The following is a 25,184-nucleotide window of genomic DNA, read 5'->3' as shown; positions in this document are numbered from 1 at the left end:
ACCTGACTTTGGTTATTTTATTCGGGATCGTTTGGTGTCCCTTGTCTTCGTTCCGTCCTCATCACGCTTATAGGGATGACATGGGAATTCATGGCACGCAACAAAAAAATGCAGGCATCAGGTACAGGATGTAGTTATCCACACGAGTACAAAACAAGATCATGTGACACGAAAATGTGAGAGAACGCAGCACCTAGCTTACTATTAGGTCAAAAACACTATATTTAGCGTCAGCAATAGTGACGCAAAAAAGTGCCGTGAATTCCCACTTTTTTGCAGCCAACCCAGAACCAACGGCACATACACCACCATCAAGCACCAGAAAAAGCGAAGTAGAAGGGCGGCGCGGCGGCGATTCATTCAGGATTCGGGGCGAACGGCGCGGGCAGCCCCCCTATGCGCGGGTCATAGCCTCAGCCCAGACACCGCCCGTCCCATGAAATCCCACGGACCGGGCAGCTACAGGCGCCTCAGGCGCGTCCAGCCCTTTGGACGCTGCCGGATTTCATGTCTTGGATGATGTTTGGCGGCGGCGCAGGGCCATCAGGCCCAAACGGCCCCATGGCGCGCCACCTGCAAAAGGCACATTGTTTTATCGGCAGGCTGCGCGTCTCACGACATCAGCAGCCATTTTTTTCTCGGTAAAAACGCCCAACAGATTGCGCGATCAGCCAGCGCCACCTTCTTGGTCGGGCGCATCGGGGTCCGCTTGACCGATGCCAAGGAAAACGAATTTCAGAGGCACCATCCAGGCAAAGCCCAGAATGACATAGACAAAGAACGTCACCCATCCGGGCAGATCCGGCAGCCATGCGATCAGGCTGATCGCCGCAACGATATAGGCGGGCAGCCCGATCAACAGGATCACCAGCGACCAGCGCCGCCGCGCCTTGTAACTCAAACCCGTATCCGCCATGGCGTGTCTCCTTCTTCGCTGAAATCAGTCGGCGAAAGGATCCGTCACCAGAATGGTGTCCTCCCGCTCGGGCGAGGTGGAGAGTAGCGCGACCGGACATTCGATCAATTCCTCAACTCGTCGCACGTATTTGATCGCGCCCGCGGGCAGATCCGCCCAGCTGCGCGCGCCTTCGGTGGACTCCGACCAGCCCGGCATTTCTTCATAGATGGGCTTGCAGCGGGTCTGTTGGTCGGCGGCGGTCGGCAGGTAGTCGAGGCGCGCACCGTCCAGCTCGTAACCCGTGCAGATGCGCAGGGTCTCGAACCCGTCGAGCACGTCCAGCTTGGTCAGCGCGATGCCCTTGACGCCGGATGTGGCGCAGGTCTGGCGCACGAGGGCGGCATCGAACCAGCCACAGCGCCGCTTGCGGCCCGTCACGGTGCCGAACTCCCGGCCCCGCTCGCCAAGCCGCTGGCCGTCATCGTCATCCAGCTCGGTCGGAAACGGGCCCTCGCCGACGCGGGTCGTATAGGCCTTGACGATGCCCAGCACGTAATTGATCGCGCCCGGACCCACGCCGACGCCCGTTGCCGCCTGCCCTGCGATCACGTTCGACGAGGTGACAAAGGGATAGGTGCCAAAGTCGATATCCAGAAGCGCGCCCTGTGCACCCTCGAAAAGGATACGCTTGCCCGCCTTGCGCTTGTCGTTCAGCACCTTCCAGACGGGGGCGGCGTATTGCAGGATCTCGGGCGCGATATCCTTCAGCTGCTGGATCAGCGCGTCGCGGTCGATCGCGTCGATTCCAAGGCCCTTGCGCAGCGGATCGTGATGTTGAAGCGCGCGGTCCACCCGCGCCTCCAGCGTGGCGTCATCCCCCAGATCCGCCACCCGGACCGAGCGGCGGCCGACCTTGTCCTCGTAGGCGGGGCCGATGCCGCGCCCGGTGGTGCCGATCTTGGTGCCCTTGCTCGCGGCCTCTTCGCGGGCGCGGTCCAGCTCACCGTGGATGGGCAGGATCAGGGGCGTGTTCTCGGCGATCATCAGCGTCTGCGGGTTGATCTCGACGCCCTGCTCGCGGATCTTCTCGATCTCGGCGACCAGATGCCAAGGGTCAAGGACAACGCCATTGCCGATCACCGACAGCTTGCCGCCCCGCACCACGCCCGACGGCAGCGCGTTCAGCTTGTAGACCTTGCCATCCACGACCAGCGTGTGACCGGCATTGTGACCGCCCTGAAAGCGTGCGATCACATCGGCGCGCTCGCTCAGCCAATCGACAATCTTGCCTTTGCCTTCGTCGCCCCACTGGGCGCCCACGACGACCACGTTTGCCATGCCGGACCTCTTGTCATTACGGATTGAAACCGGCGCCCGGTATAGACGCGGTGCGCGGCGGGCGAAACCTCTAAATCGGGGGATGCACTGGACAGGCGCGGCGCGGCGTGCCTCTGTGGCGGGAACGCCCTTTTGCCACCTGACAGGAGAAACACATGGGATTCGCGCTGCGCTGGCTGATCGCATTCGCCCTTCTGGCCGTCACCTTCAATCCGACACCCTGGAATTATGTCCAGTGGGCGCGGCAGAACCATACCGAGCAATTACCGCTCGTGGTGCTGGCGGGCCTCGTGCTGCTGGTGTTCTATGTCGTTTATCTGCGCGCCACGCTGCGCTCGATCGGGGGATTTGGCATGACGATGGTGCTGGCGATCACGGCCGCCGGCCTATGGGTGCTCTATGATTACGGGTTGCTGACGCTGCGCGATACAAGCCAGATGATATGGCTGGCGCTGATCGCACTGTCGCTGGTCCTTGGCATCGGCCTGAGCTGGAGCCATGTGCGCCGGCGTCTGGCGGGCCAGTCGGACATGGATGACGTCAGCGAGTAGGCCGTCATGCGCAATGGCGCGCACACACGCCGAAGGCGGGTTGCGGGGAGGACTGAAATTCCCTAGATACCGAGGCAGATTTTCAGATTTCCCTATCCGGCAGGCCGCTCAATGGAAAACGTCGTTCTCATCGTCCATCTGCTTTTGGCGCTTTCGCTGATCGTGGTTGTGCTGCTCCAGCGCTCCGAGGGGGGCGGGCTTGGCATGGGCGGTGGCGGCGGCGGCGCTGCGGGAGGCCGCGTTGCAGGCCGCTCGTCCGGTACGGCCATGGGCAAGCTTACATGGGTTCTGGCAGGCGCCTTCATCTGCACATCCATGGTGCTGACGGTCATTGCGGCCAGCAGTTCCTCGAACTCTTCGGTTCTCGACCGGCTGATCGACGCGCCAGCGCGCGACGAGGCGCCTCTGGATGAGGGGCTGACCGCACCGCGGGCCCCCGAGGCCGGCGACGATGCGCCGGTTCTGCCGACCGCCGACTGATCAGACACCGCCGATCGGGGCGCCGAGCGCGTCCCGCCGCGACCATGTGCAGCGCAGTTGCGCGCCGCATACGAATCCTCTATGGCTCAAGTCCCGTGGTGCTGCGGTTTCTTGAGACCCAGATGGCACATTTTCCGGCCCATGTTGCGGGCCTCAAAACACGGGGGATCGCCGCCCAATGGCTAGATATATCTTCATCACCGGCGGCGTTGTCTCCTCCCTCGGCAAGGGGCTGGCCTCTGCGGCGCTCGGGGCGCTCTTGCAGGCGCGCGGCTTCTCGGTGCGGCTGCGCAAGCTGGACCCCTATCTGAACGTCGACCCCGGCACGATGTCGCCTTTCGAGCATGGCGAGGTGTTCGTCACAGATGACGGCGCCGAGACCGACCTCGATCTGGGCCATTACGAACGGTTCACGGGCGTCCCGGCGCGCATGACGGACAGCGTCAGCTCGGGCCGGATCTATTCCAATGTTCTGGAGAAGGAGCGCAGGGGCGACTACCTCGGCAAAACGATTCAGGTCGTCCCGCATGTCACCAACGAGATCAAGGAATTCCTGAGCATCGGCGAGGATGAGGTCGACTTCATGCTCTGCGAGATCGGCGGCACCGTCGGCGACATCGAAGGGCTGCCGTTTTTCGAGGCCATCCGACAGTTCAGCCATGACCAGCCGCGCGGGCAATGCATCTTCATGCATCTGACGCTGCTGCCCTACCTTGCGGCCAGCGGCGAGTTGAAAACGAAACCCACGCAGCACAGCGTCAAGGAGTTGCAATCCATCGGCATCGCACCCGACATCCTCGTCTGCCGGTCCGAGCATCCGATCCCGGAAAAGGAGCGCGAAAAGATCGCCCTTTTCTGCAATGTGCGCAAGGAGGCGGTCGTCGCCGCCTATGACCTCAAATCCATCTACGAGGCGCCTCTGGCCTATCACCGCGAGGGGCTGGATCAGGCGGTGCTCGACGCGTTTCAGATCGCCCCGGCGCCGCGTCCCGACCTTACCATCTGGCAGGACGTGGCCGATCGCATCCATAACACCGATGGCGCGGTCAGCGTCGCCATCGTCGGCAAATACACCCAGCTTGAGGATGCGTATAAATCCATCAAGGAGGCGCTGACGCACGGCGGCATGGCCAACCGGGTCAAGGTGAATGTCGAATGGGTCGATGCCGAAGTCTTCGATACCGAAGATCCTGCGCATCACCTCGAAGGCTTTCACGCGATCCTCGTTCCCGGCGGCTTTGGCGAGCGCGGCACGGAAGGCAAGATAAAGGCCGCACAATTCGCGCGCGAGCGCAAGATCCCCTACATGGGCATCTGCCTGGGGATGCAACTGGCCGTGATCGAGGCCGCGCGCAATGTCGCGGGCATCAAGACCGCCGGATCGGAGGAGTTCGACCACGAGGCGGGCGCGCGCCGGTTCGAACCGGTGATCTACCACCTCAAGGAATGGGTGCAGGGTAACGAAAAGGTCAAGCGCAAGGTCAGCGATGACAAAGGCGGCACGATGCGCCTTGGCGCCTATGACGCCACCCTCAAGGACGGCAGCCGCGTCGCCGAGATCTACGGCAGCACGACGATCGAAGAGCGCCACCGCCACCGCTATGAGGTGGATACCAAATACCGCGACAAGCTGGAGGAATGCGGCCTGCATTTTTCGGGAATGTCGCCCGATGGCCGCCTGCCCGAAATCGTGGAATGGGCAGATCACCCGTGGTTCATCGGCGTGCAGTTCCACCCCGAGCTGAAATCCAAGCCCTTCGCGCCGCACCCCCTCTTCAGCGATTTCGTGCGCGCTGCGGTCGAGACATCCCGCCTCGTCTGAGGCCCCGCGCCCGCTGCACCGACGGATCTTCGGGTATTTGCATCCGAGAAAAGCCCGGCCCAGGTGCGGCGCTGAAGGCAGCTGGCCAGCGCAGACCTAAGGCCAGAAATCTGGTGTCCGTGCAGTCGGGCACCCGCGGCGCGCTGTGATGTCTCAGAACCGAGCCGCCCTGACGCCACATTCCCCTCGTCCTGACACTGGAAAAACCCTGTTGCGAGCACGCGACCTTCAGAGTGCCGCACTACGCCCGTAGGCCGCGCGTATGTTTTTGCCCTGTCCGGCACATGGCCGCTGGACGGAGCACTGGCCTCTCGCGCATGGTGACGCGCAATACCGCCCATGCGACCGCCGGCTGTGATGGATCAAGGCCGGCGCCGCGCCATTTGGCAAAAAATGACTTTCGCAGCGCGTCAGGACAAGGCAGAGACCCATGCAATACATCGAGAACCGAACCTTCGACGAGATCAAGCTGGGCGAGACGGCCGAGCTGACCCGCACGCTGAGGCCCGAGGACATCGAGCTGTTCGCCGTGATGTCGGGCGACGTGAACCCGACGCATGTAGATGCCGAATACGCCAACTCAGACATCTTTCACCATGTCATCGCCCATGGCATGTGGGGCGGCGCGCTGATCTCGGCCGTCTTGGGGACCGAACTACCGGGGCCGGGCACAATCTATCTGACCCAGAGCTTCTGCTTTCGCGCGCCGGTCGGCGTGGGCGATACCGTGACGATCCGCGTGACCGTCGTGGAAAAGGACGACCAGCATCGGCACGTGACGCTGGATTGCCTTTGCACCAACCAAAGGGGCGAGACGGTGATCGAGGGCCGCGCGCTGGTCATCGCCCCTGACGTCAAGGTCCGCCGCCCCCGTGTCATCCTGCCCGAGGTGCATTTGCATGAGCGCGGCGCCCGGTTTAACGATCTGATCAAGGCGACCGCCGCTCTGACGCCCGTGCGCACCGCCGTGGTGCATCCCTGCGATACCCTGTCGCTGGAAGGCGCGCTCGAGGCGGGGGCCAAGGCGCTGATCGTGCCCGTTCTGGTCGGCCCCCGCGCCCGGATCGAGGCCGCCGCCGCCGAATTCGGCGGCGATCTGAGCGGGGTAGAGATCGTCGATACGCCACACAGCCATGCCGCCGCCGAGACCGCCGTGGCGCTGGCACGCGCGGGCGAGGTCGGCATGCTGATGAAGGGCAAGCTGCATACCGATGAGCTGCTTGCGCCCGTCGTCAACCGGGACATGGGCCTGCGCACCGAACGCCGGATGAGCCATGTCTTTGCGCTCGATGTGCCGAACTACCCCAGACCGCTACTGATCAGTGACGCGGCGATCAACATCTCGCCCGATCTGGAGACCAAGCGCGACATCGTGCAGAACGCGATCGACCTTGCCCTCGCCCTCGGGATCACGCTGCCCAAGGTGGCGATCCTGTCGGCTGTCGAAACGGTGACGCCCACCATTCCCTCGACGCTGGACGCCGCCGCGCTGTGCAAGATGGCGCAGCGCGGTCAGATCACGGGGGGCGAAATCGACGGGCCGCTTGCCTTCGACAATGCGGTGTCCAAGCTGGCCGCCGAGGCCAAGGGCATCCAGTCGGGCGTGGCCGGCGAGGCCGACATCCTGATCGTGCCGGATCTGGAGGCGGGCAACATGTTGGCCAAGCAGCTGATATACCTCGCAGGCGCGGATGCCGCCGGGATCGTTCTGGGCGCGCGGGTGCCCATCGTGCTGACCAGCCGGGCCGACGGGGTGATGTCGCGCCTCGCCTCGGCGGCAATGGCGCAGCTTTTGGTGCATCACCGCGCGCGCGGGTTGCCGCTATGAGCGGCGTTTACCTGACCCTCAACGCAGGATCGTCCAGCATCAAGTTCGCCGTCTTCGACGCAGGCGACGCATCCTCAAAGCCGCTCATCAGGGGCAATGTCGCCGGGATTGGCAGCACGCCTGCCTTTTCAGCGCGGAGCGCAGATGGCAGGGCGCTGGACGCGGGTGCGCTGGCCACGCTGGAGGGGGCGACCGACCATGAGGCGGTGATCGCCTTGCTGCTGCCGTGGCTTGCGGCGCAGACCGCGGATCAGCCGCTGCGCGCCATCGGGCACCGCGTGGTGCATGGCGGCAGGGATCTGGCGGCGCCCACGCGGATCACTCCCGAGGTTCTGCGCCAGATCGAAACGCTCATCCCGCTTGCCCCGCTGCACCAGCCGCACAACGCCGCCGCCATCCGCGCGGTCGCGAAATGGCGGCCGGACGTGCCGCAGGTTGCCTGTTTCGACACCAGCTTTCACCGCAGTCAGGACAGGCTGGCGCAGCTCTTTGCGCTGCCCCGCGCCCTCTCGGACGAGGGGATCATCCGCTATGGATTTCACGGCCTCTCCTACGAGTATATTGCCAGCGTCCTGCCCGATCATCTGGACGGGGCGGCGCGCGCCCGCGTGATTGTCGCACATCTGGGCAACGGCTCCAGCATGTGCGCGATGACGGGCGGCAAGAGCGCAGCGACCAGCATGGGGTTTACCGCGCTTGACGGGTTGATGATGGGGCGGCGCTGCGGCGCGCTCGACCCCGGTGTGATCCTCTACCTGATGCAGCAAAAGGGCATGACCGCCGAGGACATCGGCACGCTTCTGTACAAGCAATCGGGCCTTTTGGGCGTCTCGAACCTCAGCAACGACATGGAGGTTCTGCAAGCCAGCGCCGAGCCTCACGCTGAGGAGGCGATCCGCCTGTTCTGCTACCGCGCGGCAAGCAGTCTGGCCGGTCTCATCCCGGCGATCGGCGGGCTGGACGCCATGGTGTTCACCGCAGGGATCGGCGAGAATTCGGCGCTGGTGCGCGGTATGATCTGCGAGCGGCTGAAATGGCTGGGTGTCGAGCTGAGCGATACCGCAAACGAAGGCCATGCCATCACCATCAGTTCCGCGACATCGCGCGTGAAGGTTCTGGTGATCCCCACCAATGAGGAGGCCGTCGTGGCAGATGCCTGCCGCGCAGTGCTGACCACGGCGCAGGGCGGGTCTGCCTTGGATTGATCGGGGTCCGTGGCCGGCACTGTCTGCCGGATCATAACACATAGGACCACGCACCATCCGCGTGCGGCACGGCGACGCGCCCTGCCCCCACCACCATCGGTTCTGCCCATCCCTAGGTCACGCACGCCGCTCCGCCAGTTGATACGGGTCAATCCAACGAGCGTGCAAAGTGGTAGTATTCGGTGCATCTGAGCAAGGAATCACACCATGAGTCCCACCATGAAAAACAGCACGGTCCTGATCGTGATCGGCGACGACGCCCCTCTGAGCGAGCTTGCCACCAAGCTTGAAACCCTGCGCCCCCTGTCGGCCCGCGCGATCGTTCTCATCCTGGGGGAGATACCGGTTTTTCCCTATTACGCGTCCGGAATGCCGCTCTATGGGACAACGGATGTCCCGCTTGATTGGCAATCCGACGTTGCTGAGAAGAAGGCTGCGGTCGAAGCGAGGGCCAAGGAAGTCGAGGCGCTGTTGCAGCAGCACGGCGTCTCGGGCGAGGTGTCGGCCGCCGCCTGCGAGCCGCCGAAGGTGGCCGAACTGGTCGCGCGTCACGCCATGCTGTGTGATCTTGTGCTGGTCGGGCACGACCTGCGCCAGCGCGAAACACTGTTTCAGCAAAGCGTCTTTGGCGTGCTTTTTCAATCACCGGTCGCAGCCCTGCTGAATGATCCGGACGCCATTGCGCTGAACGGACCTCGCCGGGTTTTCGTTGCGTGGAATTCCCACCTGTCCTCGGCGCGGGCCGTGCATCTGGCCCTGCCCCTGTTGCGCGCGGCGGAGGAGGTCATCGTCGGCACCGTCGATCCGGTCAAGACCGAGTTCCGCGAGGGCGAAGATCCCGGCGTCGATGTCGCCAAGTGGCTTACCCACCACGGGTGCAAGGTGACGGTGCAGCAGTATCCCAGCGGCGGTCAGGACGTGGGGCAGTGCATTCTGGACAGATCGAACGAGGCCGGAGCGGAATTGATCGTCATGGGATCCTACGGGCATTCCAGAATGCGGCAGGCCATTTTCGGCGGCACGACCCGCACGATGATCGAGCAGACAGGCCAAGCGGTGCTTCTGGCACATTAGGCCCCAAGGGCTATCGTGCGCACCGCCTGTTTCACGGCGCGGGCGCACTAGGGGGCAAGGCGTGGCCTAGCCCGCCATCAACGCCTCGGCAGCGGCGCGCGCAGCGGGCGTGATGGTGTCGCCCGAAAGCATGCGGGCGATCTCGTCGATGCGGTCGCCCGGTGCGAGGGGCGTCACCGTCGACAGGGTCATGCCATCCTCGACCCGTTTTTCCACCCGCCAGTGATGCGCGGCAAGGGCCGCGACCTGCGGGCTGTGCGTGACGACCAGCACCTGACCGCCCGCAGCCAGATCCGCAAGGCGCCGGCCCACCGCATCCGCCGTGGCGCCGCCGACGCCGCGATCGATCTCGTCGAAGATCATCGTCAGGCCCGGCTGGCTGCCGGTCAGGCAGACCTTGAGCGCGAGCAGGAACCGGCTCAGCTCGCCGCCCGATGCGATCTTGGCCAAGGGCCCGGAGGGCGCGCCGGGATTGGTGGCCACGCGAAATGCGACCTCGTCGATGCCCTCGGGGCCGGGCGGCTGCTCGGTCATCGTCGTCTCGAAGACCGCGCGCTCCATCTTGAGCGGGGCCAGCTCGGCCATGACGGCGGTGTCGAGACGGCCCGCCGCCTCGGCGCGCGCGGCGCTGAGATCGCTGGCGGCATCGTCATAGACCTTGCCCGCATGTTTCAAGGCGGCGCGCAGACCCTCCAGTTCGGCGTCGCCCGCATCGAGCGCGGCCAGACGGCTTTCCAGCCCTTCGGCAAAGCTGCCGAGCTCGTCGGGGCTGACGTCATGCTTGCGCGCGAGGGCGCGAATGGCAAAGAGACGCTCTTCGGTCTCCTCCAGTTCGGCGGGGTTGAAGGCCAGCGCCTCAAGACAGTCCTGAACGCCGCGCGCGGCCTCGTCCAGCTCGACCATGGCGCGATTGAGTGCGCCGATCGTCGCGTCCAGCTGGCCATCCACCTGCACACTGGCATCCTCGAGCCAGCGCAGCGCGTCGCCCGCCGCGCCTTCTGCGCCATCATTGCCGAGGGCCTGAGCCGCCTTGCCGATGTCGCTGCGCACCCGCTCGGCCGCCTGCATCATGCGCCGGCGCGCGTCGAGGGTGGCATCTTCGCCCGGTTCGGGGCTGAGGCTGCGCATCTCGCCCACGGCGTGGCGCAGGTATTCCTCTTCGCTGCGCACCGCGTTCAGCGCCGCGTCGGCCCGGTCCAGCGCCTTCTGCGCAGTCTGCCGGGCGGTCCACGCGCTGCGCACATCGCCGCGCAGCGCATCGAGTTGGCCGTATTCATCCAGAAGGCTGCGGTGGCCGCGCGGGTTCAGAAGGCCGCGATCATCGTGCTGGCCATGCAGTTCGACCAGCGTTTCGCTGAGGCTGCGCAGCACCTCCCCCGAGCAGCGGCGGTCATTGACCCAAGCCGTCTTGCGCCCGTCTGCCGTGTTGATGCGGCGCAGGATCAGCTCTTCGGCGGCAGGCAGCCCCGCCTCGTCCAGCACGGCATGGGCGGCATGCCCGTCGGGCAGATCAAAAACCGCCGTCACCTCACCCTGCTCGGCACCGCTGCGCACCAGTTCGGCGCGGCCGCGCCATCCCAGCACAAATCCGAGGCTGTCCAGAAGGATCGATTTGCCCGCGCCCGTCTCGCCCGTAAGCGCATTGAGGCCCGGCTGAAACCCCAGTTCCAGCCGGTCAATGATCAGCATGTCGCGAATGTCCAGACTGCGCAGCATCGCCCCGACCTGTCCGGCAGGCCTCAGCCCGCCGCCCTAGTTACAGCCACAAGTTACAGCCATTGGCCCTTGATCATCTGGCGATAGACCTGCGCCAGCCAGCTGTCGCCGCGCGCCTCGAGCGCAAGGCCCCGCCGCGTGAGCAACTCGTAACTGTCCTCATACCAACTGGTGCCCCGGAAGTTGTAGCCTAGGATTGCGCCCGCCGTCTGCGCCTCATCCGTGAGGCCCAGCGACAGATATGCTTCGACAAGACGGTGCAGCGCCTCGGCGGTATGCGTGGTGGTCTGGAAATCCTCGACCACGACGCGGAACCGATTGATCGCAGAGGTGAAGTGATCCCGGCGCAGGTAGTAACGCCCAACCTCCATCTCCTTGGCGGCCAGATGGTCAAATGCCAGATCGAACTTCAGCATCGCCGTGCGGGCGTATTCGCTCTCGGGATAGACTTCGACCACGCGGCGCAGCGCTTGCAGCGCCTGAAACGTCAGTCCTTGGTCGCGGCCCACTTCGTCAATCTGATCATAATAGCTGAGCGCCAGAAGATACTGCGCATAGGCGGCATCCTCATCCGTCGGGTAAAAATCGATGTAACGCTGCGCAGCGCTGCGGCTGGCCTCGTAATCGGCGTCGCGGTGATAGGCATAGGCCTGCATGATGACGGCGCGCTTGGTCAGGTCCGAATAGGGGTAAAGACGCTCGATCTCGGCAAAGCTCTGTGCGGCCAGCGCCGGCTTGTTGGCTGCAAGGTCATACTCGCCCCGCTCGAAAATCTGCTGGGCGGTGAAACTTTCGTAATCGACATCGCCGCGCTCGACCTCGCTGTTGATACCGCCGCAAGATGCGATTGCAGCCGTCAACAGAAGTGCGCCCGCCGTCTTGCCCAGCGTCTTCCTGCCCAGCGTCTCCGGAATAGTCTTGGCTGCCAGAAATCTTGCCTGTTTTGCCGCCAGTCTTGCGCAATGCATCGCGCCCTGTCTGCCAAACGTCATGCCTGATATGCCCTTCTTCGCCTCTGACCGGGTTGTAGCCCAATCATCCGGTCTGTGCCAGCACGGAATCCGGCAGCACCGCGTGGTGGATCTGTTGTGATTGCAGGGCAGTGCGTGGCAACGCTCAGGCGACTTGGGGCACTTCGCCCCAATGCACACCCGCGCCCGGCAGCTTGGACGCAAGCGCCGCATCGCATGTCACCCATTCGACCGCACCCGGCTGATCGAAGAGCGCGCGCAGCAGGTCGTTGGTCAGCGCGTGACCGGCCTTGTGCCCGTGATAATGCGCCAGAAGGGGCGCGCCGGCCAGCGCCAGATCCCCCAGCGCATCCAGCATCTTGTGGCGCACCGCCTCGTCCCTATAGCGCAGACCGCCGGGGCTGAGCACGTTGTCCCCATCGACCACCACGGCATTTTCCAGCGAGCCACCCAGCGCAAGGCCGTTGGCGCGCATCACGTCCACATCGGACTTGCGGCAGAATGTTCTGCTGCTGCTCAGCTCGCGCACAAAGCTGCCGTTGGCCATGTTCAGCACCTTTGTCTGCGTGCCGATGGCCGCATCGTCAAAGGCGATGTCGAATTCGATGGTCAGGGTATCGCTTGGCGTCAGCCGGGCCCATGCGTCGCCGCGCTGCACCATGACCTCGCGCAGCACCCGCAAGGCGCGCACAGGGTGCGACTGGCGGCGAATGCCGGCAGCCAGAATCCCGCGCACGAAACCAAGCGCGCTGCCATCAAGGATAGGCACTTCGGGGCCATCGACCGTGACGAGCGCATTGTGGATGCCGCAGCCCATGAGCGCGGCCATGACATGCTCGACCGTAGAGAGTTGCAGGCCGTTCTCATTCTCTAGACGGGTGCAAAGAGGCGATTGATGCACAAGATCCCAGCGCGCCGGGATGTCGCCCACGCGGCCGCGTCCTGCGCGGTCAAGGCGACGGAACACGATGCCGCTGTCCACATCCGCAGGGTGGATCACCAACCGCGCGGGCTGGCCTGAATGAAGGCCGACACCGTCGAAGGTGATGGGAGTGGATACGGTATTTTGCACGTGTTTCCTCGGATGCCTCTGGTCTCATGACACTTATGTAATGCCTTAACGAGGGTTTAAGGATGACGGTCCGAAGGCTCAACTCAATCTTTGTAACCGTTTGAAACATGGTACCACTTACCGTGGGCGGTATTTCGCCTGAGCGCTGTTATTGTCATGAAACCAAGCGCTTACCCCGGCACCTTCGCACATTTGATCACGAAAAAAGGCCACCCGAGGGTGACCTTTTTGTATCATTTGTGACGGATGCGACGTATCGGGCTCAGTTGGCCTGACGGCGCAGGAACGCGGGGATCTCGATCTGTTCGTCGCGCTCGTCTTCGGGCTCGGCTTGGGTCGAGTGCTGCGCGCTCGCCTGGCCCTGTACGCTGGGCTGTTGGCGCGGCTGGCGCGGCGCCTCGCTGTCCTGACCATGGCCCGTCATCCGGTTGAGCAGCGAATTGATGCCAAAGCGCGGGCGTTCGGCCTGCGGCTGAGCTTCGCGCGGCTGCTGGTGGGATGCGCGCTGCTGCGGTGTCTGCGCGCCCTCGGGGCGCCGCGATGCGGCATTGCCAACGGCATGCTGAAGGCGGGCCATCGCTTCGGGCGAGGGAGTGCCGGGTGCGGGTGCGCGCGGCGCGACATAGGCGTTCAGATCTTCCTCTTCCTCGTCTACCGCGCGGGGTGTGTAGGCGGGGGGCGGCAGATCATCGTCGGCACGTGCCGCAGGGCGCGGCGCGGGCGCACGCTCTTCGCGCGGCTCGAAGATGTCCTCCATCTGGTCCTCGGCGGCGGCGCGCTCGGCCTCGATCGAGGTAAAGAGCGACGGCTCCTGCTGCGGCTCCTCTTCGGCGCGAGCGGCGACAGGCTCGGGCGCAGGCGCCGGAGCGGCAGGCTTGGCAGCCGCCTCTTCCCGATCCTCGACGCTGGACGTCTGGCGCAGCGGCTCGGCCAGCGAGCGGCGCGGCACGGGAACATCCGATGTCGCGGGGGCGGCGTCGATGCCGGTTGCCACGACGCTGACGCGCATCATGCCTTCCATCGACGGATCCAGAGTGGAGCCGACGATGATGTTTGCCTCGGCGTCCACTTCCTCGCGAATGCGGTTTGCGGCCTCGTCCAGCTCGAACAGGGTCAGATCGTGACCACCGGTGATGTTGATCAGAACACCCTTGGCGCCCTTGAGGCTGATTTCGTCCAGAAGCGGATTCGCGATGGCCTTTTCGGCGGCCTGGATCGCGCGATCCTCGCCCTCAGCCTCGCCTGTTCCCATCATCGCCTTGCCCATCTCGTCCATCACGGCGCGCACGTCGGCAAAGTCAAGGTTGATGAGGCCCGGACGGACCATCAGGTCGGTCACACCCTTGACGCCCTGATAAAGAACGTCGTCGGCCAGCGAGAATGCCTCGGTGAAGGTCGTCTTTTCGTTCGCAAGGCGGAACAGGTTCTGGTTGGGAATGATGATCAGCGTATCAACGACCTTTTGCAGCGCATCGACGCCGTCCTCGGCCTGCTTCATCCGCTTGGCGCCCTCGAACTGAAAGGGCTTGGTCACGACGCCAACGGTCAGAACACCCAGCTCGCGCGCAGCCTGCGCGATGATCGGCGCGGCGCCAGTGCCGGTGCCGCCGCCCATGCCCGCAGTGATAAAGCACATGTGCGCGCCCGCGAGGTGATCGACAATCTGTTCGATGCTCTCTTCAGCCGCCGCAGCGCCGACCGAGGCGCGGGCGCCCGCGCCCAGACCTTCGGTCACTTTCACGCCCAGCTGAACGCGGCTTTCTGCGTTGGATTGCTGCAACGCCTGGGCGTCCGTGTTCGCAACGACGAAATCGACCCCATCCAGCTGCTTTTCGATCATGTTGTTGACCGCGTTGCCACCTGCGCCGCCGACACCGAAAACGGTGATACGAGGCTTCAGATCTTCGCGTCCGGGCATGGTGAGATTCAATGTCATTGCTCTGTCCGCCTGTGCTTGCGCCCACATTCGCGGGCCATTTTTCTGCCTTAATTCGCATTATTACCGAGAACTGCCCGGATCGTCACCTAAAAAACGCTTTATTTCTACCAAATATAGTCACTTTTCCCCACCTTTTCGCGGGATTTCGCCGATGGCACCCGATCTTGCGGTCACCAGTTGTCCTTGAACCATTTCACTGCGCGCTTCAGCGAGCGCTGGGGATAGCGGTCGACAGGCAATTCAAAGTCCCACCATTCGTCCTGCGGGTTCGCCGCAAAGAGGCACATGCCAACCGAGCTGGCAAAGCCCGCCCCCGTCGCGGCCTGCGGCAGGCCGTGCACGCGCAAAGGCCGTCCAAGGCGCACCTGCTGGCCCAGAATGCGGCTGGCCAGCCCGTCGAGGCCGGGGATCTGGCTGCCGCCGCCGGTCAGAACGATCTGCTGGCTGGGCAGGCAGTCAAAGCCTGCGGCATCGAGCCGTGCGCGCACCTCTTCGAGGATCTCCTCGACGCGGGGGCGCATGATGCCGATCAGTTCGGCGCGGCTGACGCTGCGCCTGTCATGGTCCCAATCGCCGGTGTCGCCGTGAATTTCGATCATCTCGCGGTCATCCATCCCGGTCGCAACAACGCCGCCGTAGAAGGTCTTGATCCGCTCGGCGGTGGCCGTGGGCACAGAAAGACCCATGGAAATGTCGGAGGTCACATGCTCGCCGCCCATGCGGACGCTGTCGCAATAGATCATGTGTTTCTTGATGAAGATCGAGATGCCGGCACTGCCGCCGCCCAGATCGATACAGGCGGCGCCCAGCTCCTGCTCGTCCTCGACGAGGCTGGAAATGCCGCTGACATAGGCCGAGTTGGCGACTCCGGCGAGCTCCAGATCGCAGCGCTTGACGCAATGGGCGAGGTTCTGGATCGCGGCGGCATCGACCGTCAACATGTGCATGTCGGTGCTCAGCGTGTTGCCCATCTGCCCGCGCGGATCAATCAGGCCCGAGCGATGGTCGAGCGCGAAGTTCACCGGCTGCGCATGGAGCACCTCGCGCCCATCGCCAAAATCGGGAACCTCGCAGGAGGACAGCACCCGGCTGACGTCCTGCTCGGAGACCATGTGGCTTTCCAGCTCGACCTGTCCGGCAAGGCCGTAGCTGCGCGGGGACGCACCGGAAAAACAGGCGATGACGTGATCGACGCGCATGTTGGCCATCTTCTGCGCCGCCTGAACAGAGGTGCGAATGGCGCGCTCGGTCTCGGCCATGGCGTCGATTTCGCCAAAGCGCACACCGCGCGAGCGGGTCGTCGCCGCGCCGATGACGCGGAAGCCCGCCTGCCCCGCCATGGCGCCGATCCCGTCGTCGCCGCGCGTCGCGGTCCCGTCGAAGCGCAGCACGAGGCAGGCGATCTTCGATGTGCCCACATCAAGCACAGCCACGACGCCCCGCTGCATTGCTGCGCGGCGCATGTTGCGCATCGCGCGCTGGGATTCATAAAGTTCGATCATTCTGCGCTCATCCCCGCCTGTTCGTTTCTCACACGCCAAAATTCATTTGTGGCCCGCTCTTTCATCCGCAGCGTCGGGCGATCCGACAGCCGCATGTCCACTGCCGCGATATCGCGTTCCAGCATGTCCTGCGCCTCGCTCAGCACGATGACGCGCTCCAGCGCGCGCACCGGGTCATCCTCGGGCAGCAGGATGCGCTGATCGCGGTCCAGCACCACATCCCAGCGCCGCTCGCCCATCCGCACAAGGCCGCGCAGACGCCCGGCCAGTGGTGCGGCGGCGGCGCGAATGGCCAGCGCCTCGGTCACCACCTCATCGGCGCCGGTCCCGGTCAGCACCGGCAGGCCCGGCCACTCGCCGCGATGCACGGCGACATCGAGCGCAACGCCCGCCTCATCGACCACGATCAGACCCTTGGACACCCGGATCAGGGCCGCAGGCTCGCGTTCGCTGACGCGGATTTCCAGAACGCCGCCCTGACGCACGCGCACCGCGGCGGCGGCGACGGCTGGGATATCCTCGACCGCGGCGCGCACCGCATCCAGATCCATGTCAAACGAACTGGCGGGAAGCGTATAGGCAAAGCTGTCGCGCACCTCTTCGGCGACGCGGTCGCTGGCGCCCTCGACGGACATCAGCTTGACCATGAATTCAGGGCGCGTCTGCACCTGGTGGCGAATATCGGCGATCGCCAGTTGCAGGCGCTGCTGCACTGCGGGGTCGGACAGATACCAGGACGCGACGCCAAAGGTCAGGCAGAACGGAATGCCAAAGCGCAGCATCCGGCGATACATCGGCGTCAGCAGGACGCGCTGCATCCGGTAGGACCAGCGCGACGGCGCGGGATCGGCCTTGGGGGTTGCCTGCCGGAATTTCGACGGCTTGGCGCCGGTGCGGGGGGTCTTCACCTGTCGCATGATGCATCCTCCACCATCCAGCGGCAGAGCGCGCCAAAGCTCATGCCCGTCGCCTGCGCCTGCTCGGGGCTGAGCGATGTGGGCGTCATACCCGGCTGCGTGTTCGTCTCGAGCAGGATCAGACCCGCCTGCCCCTTGCTCTCGTCCCAGCGAAAATCGGTACGGCTGACACCGCGGCAGCCCAAGACGGCATGGGCGCGCAGGGCGTATTCCATGCAAAGATCAAAGATGTCCTGAGGGATCTCGGCCGGCACGACGTGGCGCGATCCGCCGATCTCGTATTTGGCCGAATAGTCATACCAGCCGTCGGTGACGATGTCGGTCACGGTCAGGGCGCGGTCTCCGACAACCGTGGTCGTCAGCTCGCGGCCCGGCGCGTAGGCTTCGACCATGACGCGCTGCGGCATGTCAGCCGAGAGTTGCGCAGGCCCATTGGCGCCATCAAGGACGATATAGACGCCAACCGACGAGCCCTCGTTATAGGGTTTGACCACATAGGGCGGCGCCATCGGGTGCGCCGCACGTACGTCGTCGCGGTTTGCGATGACGCTGGGCACGACCGGCATGTTCGCGGCGCGGTAGGCGGCCTTGGTCGCCTCCTTGTCCATCGCCAGGGCCGAGGACAGAACGCCCGAATGGGTGTAGGGAATGCGGAGCCATTCCAGAAGGCCCTGCACGCAGCCATCCTCACCCCAGCGGCCATGCAGCGCGTTGAAGACGACATCGGGTGCGATTTCGGACAGGTCTTGCGCCAGCTCCGCGCCAGCGTCCACCATGGCTACATCGTAGCCTTCATCCCTCAGTGCGGCGGCGCATTCACGCCCGGAGGAGAGCGACACGTCGCGCTCTGCCGACGATCCGCCCATGATTACCGCGACTTTGGGGCTTGTTCTGCTCGAACGAACCACCGATCTGCCTCAATGTCCCGGGCCGTTTACGGCCCTGTTTTTAAGTATCAGGCCGTTTGCCGGCCCTTTTTATATGTCTCAGGCCGTTTGCCGGCCCTTTTTATATGTCTCAGGCCGTCATCTCGGCCCTGCCTTGTCGTTCACCCGGCCTAAACCGGCCAAATTCAGCTGTCTTGATCTGTGCCTGAAGCGGTTTTTCCATCCGCAGGGGCCGCGATACCGACCCTCTTGATTTCCCACTCTAACTCTATTGCGCTGGTTTGAAAAACCTTTTTTCTGACATCTTCACCCAATCCTTCCAGATCGGCGGCGGTGGCGCCACCCGTGTTCACCAGAAAGTTCGGATGCATCGGGCTCATTTGCGCCCCGCCGCGCCGTGCGCCGCGCATACCGGCGTCGTCGATCACCTTCCACGCTTTCAGCTCGTGCGTGTCACCTTCTGCCCCGGTGCTGCTGAACCCTGCGGGATTGCGAAAGGTGCTGCCAGCGGTGCGGTCCTTGGTCGGCTGCGTCTCGTCTCGTTTCTTCAGCTGCGCCTGCATCCGCGCGGCCAGCTCGCCCGGATCGCCCTCGGGGCCGGTGAATGTGCCCGAGACCAGCACCCAGCCCTCGGGCAGATCGGTCTGGCGGTAGCGAAAGTTCAGATCCTGCGCGCTCAATGTCACGATCTCGCCCTGCCGGGTGATCGCGCGGGCCGAAACGAACGCATCGGCGGTATAGGTGCCATAGCAGCCCGCATTCATCCGCAGCGCACCGCCGATGGCGCCCGGGATCGTGCGCAGGAACGTCAGGTCCACCCCCGCCTCCGCCGCCCGCTTGGCCACATGCGCATCCAGCGCGGCGGCACCAGCGGTGACGTGCGTGCCGTCCACCTCGATGCTGTTGAAGCCGCGCCCAAGGCGAATGACCACCGCGCGCAGCCCGCCATCGCGCACGATCAGATTGCTGCCGACCCCCATGGGAAAGACGGCGATGCCGGGGGCGAGCGCTGCAAGGAAGTCGGCCAGATCCGCCTCATCGGCAGGTTGAAACAGCCAATCCGCAGGCCCGCCGACACGCAGCCACGTGAGATCGGCCAGAGGGCGCTGCGGGGTTAGCCGACCGCGCGGCGTGGGCATCGGCGGCAATGTCTGGGTCGGCTCGCTCATTTCTGCACGGCCCGCCGCACCAGCCCGATGACCATCCCGACCAGCGCACCGCAGAGCCAGACCGGCAGGATCAGCCCGGTAAAGATCGCGGTCGTGGGCCCTGCCTGCACAGCGTAGGCGCCCCAACCCAGCAGGAGGACCAGCGCCCCACAGACGCCCCAGCCAATAAGCGCGGCCGCGCGGCCGCGGCGCATCGCGAGGCCGTAGAACACCCCTGCGCCCACGCAGAAGGCCGCAATCATGAACAGTGTCAAAAGGGGTGGCAGACCCGTCATGTCAGCGCGCGCCCGGCATCAATCTTCCGCCAGTTCCGGCGTGCTTGTTGGCGCGCTGTCGCTGCGCACCCAGCGCCAGAGGTAGATCACCGGAAAGCGCAGCACCGACATCGCGCCCAAGAGGCACAACAACCCGATGAGCGGACCGTTTTGGTAGGTCACGAAACCGACGATCGGGATACCGACTGCAATCAGGCCAAAGGCGGCGCGCCAATGCTTGTCCCGGCTGGGGGTCATCGCCAGGACATTGGCACCCAGCGCCCAGAGGCAGGCCAGTATGAGCGAGAGGGGCATGGGCTATCCTTCCTGCAATTCCGAAATCTTGAGCGCTTCCGGCAGGCGGTTGGCCCAGCCGCTGATCGTGCCCGCGCCGAGGCAGACCACCAGATCGCCGGGGCGGGCATGGGCGCGGACAAGCCGCGCCAGATCCTCTTCGCCCTCGATGGCATGGGCGTCGCGGTGGCCCCGATCGATCAGGCCCGCAACCAGATCGTCGCGGCTGGCGCCGTCGATCGGCTCTTCGCCCGCCGCATAGACGGGGGCGATGGCGACCACGTCGGCCTCGTTGAAGCAGGCGCAGAACTCCTCGAAATGATGATGCAGGCGCGTGTAGCGGTGCGGCTGATGCACGGCGATCACGCGGCCCGTCGTCGCGTGGCGCGCGGCCCTGAGCACGGCTGAAATCTCGGTCGGGTGATGGCCGTAGTCATCGATGATGGTCACCCCGTCCACTTCGCCCACACGGGTAAAGCGGCGGTTGACGCCCCCAAAGCTGGCCAGCGCATCGCGGATTTCGGCGGTCTTCATGCCCAGATGGCGCGCGACGGCCACCGCACTGAGTGCGTTCGAGACATTGTGATCGCCCGGCATCGGCAGGGCGCAGCCCTCGATCATCTTGCCCTCGGCCTGCAAGGCCACGTCGAAATGCGCGACCCCCTTGTCATAGCGCAGGTTGACCGCGCGCACATCGGCCTGCGCATTGAACCCATAGGTGATGACGCGCCGGTCCGTGATCTTGCCCACCAGCCGCTGGACATCAACGTCATCGGTGCAGCAGACGGCAAGGCCATAGAAGGGAATATTGCTGACGAAATCCTCAAAGCCCTTGTGCAGGGCTGCCTCGGTGCCCCAGTGATCCATATGCTCGGGGTCGATGTTGGTCACGATGGCGATGGTCGCGGGCAGCCGGTTGAAGGTGCCGTCGCTCTCATCGGCCTCGACGACCATCCATTCGCCGCCGCCGACGCGCGCGTTGCTGCCATAGGCGTGGATGATACCGCCGTTGATGACGGTCGGGTCGAACTGGCCGTGATCCAGCAGCGCGGCGACCATGGTGGTGGTCGTCGTCTTGCCATGGGTGCCGGCGACCGCGATGTTGGATTTGAGGCGCATCAACTCGGCCAGCATCTCGGCCCGGCGCACCACGGGCAGGCCCCGGCGACGCGCCTCGTCCAGTTCGGGATTGCCCGGCTTGATGGCGGAGGAGATGACGACCACCTCGGCATCGGCCAGATTGTCGGCCCGCTGCCCTTCGAAGATCAGCGCACCATTGGCCTCCAGACGGTCGGTCAGCGGCGAACGCTTGAGATCGCTGCCCTGCACGACATAGCCGTGGTTCAGCAGCACCTCGGCGATGCCCGACATGCCGATCCCGCCGATCCCGACAAAGTGAATGGGGCCGACATCGCCGGGAAGTTTCGTGGCTGCGTTCATCTAGCCTTCGCCTTTCTGTGCAATCGTCTCGATCAGCTCCGCCAGCGCCTGAGTGGCATCGGGGACCGCGCATTTCAGGGCGGCTCGCGCCATCTGGCCCGCACCCTCGGGATGCGTCATCACCGTCTCGATCTGCTGCGCCAGCGCAGTATGGTCAAGCCGGCTTTCGGGCACGATGATGGCCGCACCCGCCTCTTTCAGTCCTTGCGCATTGGCGGTCTGATGATCGCCCGCCGCCGCGCCATATGGGATCAGGATCGAAGGGCGCCCGATCATGGCGATATCGGCAATGCTCGAAGCGCCCGCACGGCTGATGACCAGCTGCGCCTCGCTCATCCGGCGCGGCACGTCGCGAAAGAATTCCTGCACATCGGCATCAATGTCATGCTCGGCATAATAGCGGCCCACACGCTCCAGATCCTCGCCGCGTGCCTGATGGGCAACGCGGATGTTGCGCAGGATCTCCATCGGCAGGCTGGCAATCGCGGGCGGGACCACATCGCTGAGGATCCGCGCGCCCTGACTGCCCCCGATCACCAGGATCGATATCGGGTAGTCGCCGGGGGGAATATAACCCGCCCCCGCCCGCTCGGCCACGGCGGCACGCACCGGGTTGCCGACGTAATGGCCTTGGACACCTTCCGGCAGATCCGTGGGCCATGTGCCGCAAGCGACCGCATCGACGTGCTTTGCAAACAGGCGATTGACGCGGCCCAGCACGCCGTTTTGCTCGTGCACGGCCCGCGGGATGCGCAGGATCCACGCCGCCGCAAGCGCAGGAATGGTCGGATAGCCGCCAAAGCCGATCACCACATCGGGCCGTTCGCGCAGCATCCGCCATGTCGCGGCCAGCGTGCCCGCCGCGATGCGCAGCGGCGCCATCAGCTTGGCAGCGATGCCGCCCCGCGCAAAACTGGCGCTAGCGATCTGCTCGATCTGGGTAGAATGGGGAAAGCCGCCGGTGTAGCGCGCGCCGCGCGCATCAGTGCTCAGCTTGACGCGCCAGCCCTGCCGCAGCATGTGCTCGGCCAGCGATTGCGCGGGGAACATATGCCCGCCCGTGCCGCCGGCGGCCATAACGATGAGGGGCGCGCGCGCGCTCACCTCGAGCGTCCGCGCAGCAGTTCCCCGATTTCGCCCTGCGGACGCGACCGGGTAAAGGCAAAGAGCATGCCCACCGCGATACCGCCCGCAATCAACGACGATCCGCCGTAGCTCACAAAGGGCAGCGTCATGCCCTTGGCGGGCAGAAGACGCACTGCGACACCCATGTTGATCATTGCCTGCACACCGAACATGCAGGCAAGGCCCGTGCCCGCCAGTCGGATGAACGGATCACGCTCGCGCATCAGCCGCATCAGCGACCGCACGACGACAGTGCCATAAAGCGCGATGATGCAAAGCACGAGCACCAGCCCGTATTCCTCGGCGGCCACCGCGATGATGAAATCGGTATGCGCATCGGGCAGCGACCACTTGACGGTCCCCTCGCCCACGCCAACGCCAAAGAACCCACCTTCCTGAATGGCATTGGTGGCAAAGCCCAGCTGCGTCGTCGGGTCCACATCGGGGCTGAGAAAGCCGTCGATGCGGCGCGCGAAATGCTCGGAATTGGAATAGGCCAGCGATCCGACCAAAACGACCGCCCCGGCCATCAGCGCCAGCAGCAAGATGGGCGCCCCGGCGACGAAATACATCACGCCCCAAGCAAAAAGCACCAGCGCCGCCTGTCCGAAGTCGGGCTGAAGCGCAAGGAACGCCACGATGATCACGGTCAGCACGAAGGACCAGCTAAGGCCGGGCGGCCCGCCGATCTCGCGGCTGGCGGCCATCATCCAGGCCACCGCCACCACGAAACCGGGCTTGAGAAATTCCGAAGGCTGCACCGAGGCAAAGCCGAGGCTGTACCAGCGCACCGCGCCCTTGCCGAAATCCGTCCCCAAAAATGGCAGCAGCATCAGCGCGGCCAACGCGGCCAGAAATCCCAGCACCGCAAGGCGCCGCACCACCTGCGGGCTCATCATCGAGGTCAGCAGCATGGCGATCATCGCCAAACCGCCAAAGAACATCTGGCGCTGCACGTAATGGAACGGAGTGAACCCGTTCTTTTCGGCAAGAGGCGGCGAGGCCGCAAATCCCAGAAGCAAGCCGACGCCAAAGAGCATCAGCACGCAGGACATCGACCATTTGTCGATGGTTCGCCACCATTTGGGGAGGACCGGCTCGACATCCCTCACCGGGGCCGATCCATAGACCATTTCTGTCATTTAAGCCGCCGCTTCTGCCTCGAAAATCGCCCCTTTGCGGGGTCTATCACTCGATCGTAGCAGCAAAGCCAACTTCTGGGAAGCCTCGACTGTGCGGAAACCGCCCGAATCTGGAGCGCCCAAGTGTCAGCCGCGCCGGATGCGCCTGAAATCCGCCTCCAGCGGCGCCGGGCACGCGGCGGATCCGGCGACATCAAGATGAGCCGTCTTGACCGCGCCGCCATCCTCGGGCAGGGCGTGGAGCATGCATGTCGATACGTTGATCTTGGGCGCCGGTGCCGCCGGCATGATGTGCGCGGCGCATGCTGCGGGCCGCACGCTGGTGATCGACCACGCCCGTGCGCCGGGCGAAAAGATCCGCATCTCGGGCGGCGGGCGCTGCAATTTTACCAATATGTATACGGAGCCGGAAAACTTCCTTTCGGCCAACCCGCATTTCTGCAAGTCCGCGCTCGGGCGCTATACCCCATGGGATTTCATCGCGCTGGTGGATGCGCATGGCATCAAATGGCACGAAAAGACGCTCGGACAGCTTTTCTGCGACACCTCCGCAAAAGAGATCATCACCATGCTGCGCGCCGAGATGACACGCGCGGGCGCCGAGCTGTGGCTGCAAACGCAAGTCGCCAACCTCAGCCACGACGGCAGCCATTTTCGCGCGGCACTCACCCGCGAGGGCAAGACGCATGACATCACCGCGCGCCACCTCGTGCTGGCCACGGGCGGCAAGTCGATCCCCAAGATGGGTGCCACGGGTTTTGCCTATGACGTCGCGCGCCAGTTCGGCATGGATGTGACAGAAACGCGCGCGGCGCTTGTGCCCTTCACCTTTCCCGAGGGCCGCTTTGCAGACCTTTCGGGTACCGCCCTGCCCGTCCGCGCCAGCGCCGGGGATGGCCAGTTCGACGAAGCGATGCTCTTCACCCATCGCGGCCTTTCGGGTCCTGCCATGCTCCAGATCTCGTCCTACTGGCAAGAAGGCGCGCCCATCACGCTCGACCTCGACCCCGGCGGCAGGTTACTGGACACCCTGCGCCAGCAGCGCGCCCAGTCGGGCCGCCGCGCCCTCAAGACCGAGCTGGGCCGCCATCTGCCTGCCCGCCTCGTTGCCGCCCTGGCGGACCACACCGGATGCGTGCTGACAGGCAATCTCGCTGATCAAAGCGATGCCGCCCTCGCCGAGCTTTGCGACCGCCTGCGCCACTGGCAGTTGACCCCCGGCGGCACCGAAGGCTACCGCACCGCCGAGGTGACGCTGGGGGGCATCGACACCGGCGGCGTCAGCTCGAAAACGATGGAGGCCCGCAGCCAGCCTGGCCTTTATGTCATCGGCGAGGCGCTGGACGTGACCGGCTGGCTGGGCGGCTACAACTTCCAATGGGCCTGGGCCTCGGGTGTCGCAGCAGGCCGCGCCATCGCGCAGCGACAGCAACAGGCCCCACTGGCGTAGGGGCCGGCCCGCGCCATAACCCGGCCTCGAGCTTCATCTTGGTAAAAATACTCAATTCGCCAAGATTTTTGCAAAAAATCTTGGCACCGCGCGCCGCGAAGGCGGCGCGC

Annotated in this window: 22 protein-coding genes; 7 read left to right on the top strand and 15 right to left on the bottom strand. The window is 64.8% G+C overall.

Translation table 11 applies throughout. The annotated features are described in order from the left end of the window. Positions 1-667 precede the first annotated feature (667 nt). Positions 668-916, bottom strand: a complete 249-nt coding sequence (locus V8352_RS00940; protein ID WP_336422371.1) for a DUF2842 domain-containing protein — start codon at positions 914-916, stop codon at positions 668-670. 24 nt (positions 917-940) lie between these two features. Then, positions 941-2,236, bottom strand: a complete 1,296-nt coding sequence (locus tag V8352_RS00935) for an adenylosuccinate synthase (protein ID WP_336422370.1) — start codon at positions 2,234-2,236, stop codon at positions 941-943. A gap of 155 nt (positions 2,237-2,391) precedes the next feature. Here V8352_RS00935 and V8352_RS00930 point away from each other — a divergent pair, with 155 nt between their 5' ends. From V8352_RS00930 to V8352_RS00905, 6 genes are all read left to right on the top strand, one after another. Continuing rightward, complete coding sequence (locus V8352_RS00930) at positions 2,392-2,787, top strand: DUF6524 family protein (RefSeq protein WP_336422369.1); 396 nt, start codon at positions 2,392-2,394, stop codon at positions 2,785-2,787. Positions 2,788-2,898: 111 nt separating this feature from the next. Next, on the top strand, positions 2,899-3,267 hold the full coding sequence (secG, locus tag V8352_RS00925; RefSeq protein ID WP_336422368.1) for a preprotein translocase subunit SecG: 369 nt from the start codon (positions 2,899-2,901) through the stop codon (positions 3,265-3,267). A 178-nt stretch (positions 3,268-3,445) separates the two neighbouring features. Next, on the top strand, positions 3,446-5,089 hold the full coding sequence (locus V8352_RS00920; protein ID WP_336422367.1) for a CTP synthase: 1,644 nt from the start codon (positions 3,446-3,448) through the stop codon (positions 5,087-5,089). Positions 5,090-5,519: 430 nt separating this feature from the next. Next, the gene (locus tag V8352_RS00915; protein WP_336422366.1) at positions 5,520-6,917 is read left to right on the top strand and encodes a bifunctional enoyl-CoA hydratase/phosphate acetyltransferase; all 1,398 of its coding nucleotides are present in this window, start codon (positions 5,520-5,522) and stop codon (positions 6,915-6,917) included. Then, positions 6,914-8,122, top strand: a complete 1,209-nt coding sequence (locus V8352_RS00910; RefSeq protein ID WP_336422365.1) for an acetate/propionate family kinase — start codon at positions 6,914-6,916, stop codon at positions 8,120-8,122. The genes V8352_RS00915 and V8352_RS00910 overlap by 4 nt, the downstream gene beginning before the upstream one ends. A gap of 207 nt (positions 8,123-8,329) precedes the next feature. After that, positions 8,330-9,196 carry a universal stress protein gene (locus V8352_RS00905; protein ID WP_336422364.1) on the top strand — a complete coding sequence of 289 codons (867 nt, stop codon included), beginning with the start codon at positions 8,330-8,332 and terminating at the stop codon, positions 9,194-9,196. 66 nt (positions 9,197-9,262) lie between these two features. Here V8352_RS00905 and recN read toward each other — a convergent pair whose 3' ends face one another. From recN to ftsW, 13 genes are all read right to left on the bottom strand, one after another. Next, a complete protein-coding gene (gene recN, locus V8352_RS00900; RefSeq protein WP_336422363.1) occupies positions 9,263-10,912 on the bottom strand; it encodes a DNA repair protein RecN in 1,650 nt (549 codons plus the stop codon). Between the two features lie 53 nt (positions 10,913-10,965). After that, positions 10,966-11,904 carry an outer membrane protein assembly factor BamD gene (locus V8352_RS00895; protein WP_336422362.1) on the bottom strand — a complete coding sequence of 313 codons (939 nt, stop codon included), beginning with the start codon at positions 11,902-11,904 and terminating at the stop codon, positions 10,966-10,968. Positions 11,905-12,028: 124 nt separating this feature from the next. Then, positions 12,029-12,955 carry a UDP-3-O-acyl-N-acetylglucosamine deacetylase gene (gene lpxC / locus V8352_RS00890; protein WP_336422361.1) on the bottom strand — a complete coding sequence of 309 codons (927 nt, stop codon included), beginning with the start codon at positions 12,953-12,955 and terminating at the stop codon, positions 12,029-12,031. Positions 12,956-13,217: 262 nt separating this feature from the next. Next, positions 13,218-14,891 (bottom strand): cell division protein FtsZ, encoded by a 1,674-nt coding sequence (gene ftsZ, locus V8352_RS00885; protein ID WP_336422360.1) that lies wholly within the window; start codon positions 14,889-14,891, stop codon positions 13,218-13,220. Between the two features lie 173 nt (positions 14,892-15,064). After that, positions 15,065-16,396, bottom strand: coding sequence for a cell division protein FtsA (gene ftsA / locus V8352_RS00880; protein WP_336422359.1), 1,332 nt, complete (start codon positions 16,394-16,396; stop codon positions 15,065-15,067). Beyond that, positions 16,393-17,313, bottom strand: coding sequence for a cell division protein FtsQ/DivIB (locus V8352_RS00875; RefSeq protein WP_336422358.1), 921 nt, complete (start codon positions 17,311-17,313; stop codon positions 16,393-16,395). Before V8352_RS00875 ends, ftsA begins: the two co-directional genes overlap by 4 nt. Then, positions 17,301-18,221: a D-alanine--D-alanine ligase gene (locus tag V8352_RS00870; RefSeq protein ID WP_336422357.1), complete on the bottom strand. Its 921-nt coding sequence runs from the start codon at positions 18,219-18,221 to the stop codon at positions 17,301-17,303. The genes V8352_RS00875 and V8352_RS00870 overlap by 13 nt, the downstream gene beginning before the upstream one ends. 164 nt (positions 18,222-18,385) lie before the next feature. Beyond that, entirely contained in the window at positions 18,386-19,369 is a 984-nt protein-coding gene (murB, locus tag V8352_RS00865; RefSeq protein WP_336422356.1) for a UDP-N-acetylmuramate dehydrogenase, read from the bottom strand. Further along, entirely contained in the window at positions 19,366-19,644 is a 279-nt protein-coding gene (locus tag V8352_RS00860) for a hypothetical protein (protein ID WP_336422355.1), read from the bottom strand. Before V8352_RS00860 ends, murB begins: the two co-directional genes overlap by 4 nt. 18 nt (positions 19,645-19,662) lie before the next feature. Then, complete coding sequence (locus V8352_RS00855; RefSeq protein ID WP_336422354.1) at positions 19,663-19,938, bottom strand: DUF2484 family protein; 276 nt, start codon at positions 19,936-19,938, stop codon at positions 19,663-19,665. 3 nt (positions 19,939-19,941) lie between these two features. Beyond that, positions 19,942-21,357 carry a UDP-N-acetylmuramate--L-alanine ligase gene (murC, locus tag V8352_RS00850; RefSeq protein ID WP_336422353.1) on the bottom strand — a complete coding sequence of 472 codons (1,416 nt, stop codon included), beginning with the start codon at positions 21,355-21,357 and terminating at the stop codon, positions 19,942-19,944. Continuing rightward, positions 21,358-22,434 (bottom strand): UDP-N-acetylglucosamine--N-acetylmuramyl-(pentapeptide) pyrophosphoryl-undecaprenol N-acetylglucosamine transferase, encoded by a 1,077-nt coding sequence (locus tag V8352_RS00845; protein WP_336422517.1) that lies wholly within the window; start codon positions 22,432-22,434, stop codon positions 21,358-21,360. 23 nt (positions 22,435-22,457) lie between these two features. Beyond that, positions 22,458-23,624, bottom strand: a complete 1,167-nt coding sequence (gene ftsW, locus V8352_RS00840) for a putative lipid II flippase FtsW (RefSeq protein ID WP_336422352.1) — start codon at positions 23,622-23,624, stop codon at positions 22,458-22,460. A gap of 244 nt (positions 23,625-23,868) precedes the next feature. Here ftsW and V8352_RS00835 point away from each other — a divergent pair, with 244 nt between their 5' ends. Further along, positions 23,869-25,074 (top strand): NAD(P)/FAD-dependent oxidoreductase, encoded by a 1,206-nt coding sequence (locus V8352_RS00835; RefSeq protein WP_336422351.1) that lies wholly within the window; start codon positions 23,869-23,871, stop codon positions 25,072-25,074. The last annotated feature ends 110 nt before the right edge of the window (positions 25,075-25,184 follow it).

This window comes from Roseovarius sp. D0-M9 (genome assembly GCF_037083805.1).
Lineage (GTDB): Bacteria > Pseudomonadota > Alphaproteobacteria > Rhodobacterales > Rhodobacteraceae > Roseovarius.
Note: the sequence above shows the minus strand (reverse complement) of the source record. Positions and strands in the feature narration are given on the sequence as shown.

Bases quoted from the DNA above. Each gene is read 5' to 3' on its own strand.
- V8352_RS00940 (WP_336422371.1), bottom strand. From the start codon at position 916: ATGGCGGATACGGGTTTGAGTTACAAGGCGCGGCGGCGCTGGTCGCTG.
- V8352_RS00935 (WP_336422370.1), bottom strand. From the start codon at position 2,236: ATGGCAAACGTGGTCGTCGTGGGCGCCCAGTGGGGCGACGAAGGCAAA.
- V8352_RS00930 (WP_336422369.1), top strand. From the start codon at position 2,392: ATGGGATTCGCGCTGCGCTGGCTGATCGCATTCGCCCTTCTGGCCGTC.
- secG (WP_336422368.1), top strand. From the start codon at position 2,899: ATGGAAAACGTCGTTCTCATCGTCCATCTGCTTTTGGCGCTTTCGCTG.
- V8352_RS00920 (WP_336422367.1), top strand. From the start codon at position 3,446: ATGGCTAGATATATCTTCATCACCGGCGGCGTTGTCTCCTCCCTCGGC.
- V8352_RS00915 (WP_336422366.1), top strand. From the start codon at position 5,520: ATGCAATACATCGAGAACCGAACCTTCGACGAGATCAAGCTGGGCGAG.
- V8352_RS00910 (WP_336422365.1), top strand. From the start codon at position 6,914: ATGAGCGGCGTTTACCTGACCCTCAACGCAGGATCGTCCAGCATCAAG.
- V8352_RS00905 (WP_336422364.1), top strand. From the start codon at position 8,330: ATGAGTCCCACCATGAAAAACAGCACGGTCCTGATCGTGATCGGCGAC.
- recN (WP_336422363.1), bottom strand. From the start codon at position 10,912: ATGCTGCGCAGTCTGGACATTCGCGACATGCTGATCATTGACCGGCTG.
- V8352_RS00895 (WP_336422362.1), bottom strand. From the start codon at position 11,904: ATGACGTTTGGCAGACAGGGCGCGATGCATTGCGCAAGACTGGCGGCA.
- ftsZ (WP_336422360.1), bottom strand. From the start codon at position 14,891: ATGACATTGAATCTCACCATGCCCGGACGCGAAGATCTGAAGCCTCGT.
- ftsA (WP_336422359.1), bottom strand. From the start codon at position 16,396: ATGATCGAACTTTATGAATCCCAGCGCGCGATGCGCAACATGCGCCGC.
- V8352_RS00875 (WP_336422358.1), bottom strand. From the start codon at position 17,313: ATGCGACAGGTGAAGACCCCCCGCACCGGCGCCAAGCCGTCGAAATTC.
- murB (WP_336422356.1), bottom strand. From the start codon at position 19,369: ATGAGCGAGCCGACCCAGACATTGCCGCCGATGCCCACGCCGCGCGGT.
- V8352_RS00860 (WP_336422355.1), bottom strand. From the start codon at position 19,644: ATGACGGGTCTGCCACCCCTTTTGACACTGTTCATGATTGCGGCCTTC.
- V8352_RS00855 (WP_336422354.1), bottom strand. From the start codon at position 19,938: ATGCCCCTCTCGCTCATACTGGCCTGCCTCTGGGCGCTGGGTGCCAAT.
- murC (WP_336422353.1), bottom strand. From the start codon at position 21,357: ATGAACGCAGCCACGAAACTTCCCGGCGATGTCGGCCCCATTCACTTT.
- V8352_RS00845 (WP_336422517.1), bottom strand. From the start codon at position 22,434: ATGGCCGCCGGCGGCACGGGCGGGCATATGTTCCCCGCGCAATCGCTG.
- ftsW (WP_336422352.1), bottom strand. From the start codon at position 23,624: ATGACAGAAATGGTCTATGGATCGGCCCCGGTGAGGGATGTCGAGCCG.
- V8352_RS00835 (WP_336422351.1), top strand. From the start codon at position 23,869: ATGCATGTCGATACGTTGATCTTGGGCGCCGGTGCCGCCGGCATGATG.